The following is a 728-nucleotide window of genomic DNA, read 5'->3' on the forward strand; positions in this document are numbered from 1 at the left end:
GTAGGTAAGAGTGAGGTATGTGTGACTTTAGTCATAGTATTCTCTCAGCTCCTAGAGGTTGTCAAGAGGCTTTTTCAGACTGGCAGGCCTGGACCAGAGGGAGGGTAGTCTCGTGGCAGGCGGGCAGAAAACGTAATACCCTGATTAAGCTCCGTAAATGTCGCCCTAGGTTTAGTTCCAGGCTCGCTGCACTGTTCTAACGTTTAAACTTAATTTTTCTGCAATCTGCTTCTGCGTGTATCCGGCCTCTTTTAAAGCCTGGATTTGTGCCTTGCGCCCAATACTCTGGGCACTACGAACTGCCCTAGAAGCATTCGCACCTTTAGCTAGCGCATAACTCTGTGCCTCGGTCTTTCGGCTGCCACCCTTACGCCCAATCTCAGCCATAAACTCACGCAAGGCATCAGGCATAGGCTCCCGCCCCTGGGTTTCTGTTTTCGGGGTGTATTTCTCACGCATGAACTTCTCAACGCTCCTGATAATTCCAGCGACCTCAGACAAGGCTAACGGCGGATTGCACTGTTCGTTCAGCTCATAGGCTTGGGCTTCAAAGTCCCCTCCACGGTAGGCAGTGCGCCGTATGGTCTGGAAAATGGTTTCGTTGCGCTGACCGGCCTCTAACTCGCCCCAAACCGGCGTAAGACGCTCTGGGCGGCTCTGGGTGGGTTCCTGGGGCTCTTGAGCCGCTAGAAAGGCTCTGAGAGGCTCTGAGAGGGCTTTGAGGGCAT

Annotated in this window: 1 protein-coding gene; it reads right to left on the minus strand. The window is 53.4% G+C overall.

Features of this window, described 5'->3' with window-relative positions:
- Positions 1 to 171 precede the first annotated feature (171 nt).
- A partial coding sequence (locus tag L6990_RS11815; protein WP_237204372.1) for a primase C-terminal domain-containing protein occupies positions 172 to 728 on the minus strand: 557 nt, incomplete at its 5' end.

It is taken from the genome of Rothia endophytica (assembly GCF_928381505.1).
Lineage (GTDB): Bacteria > Actinomycetota > Actinomycetes > Actinomycetales > Micrococcaceae > Rothia > Rothia endophytica_A.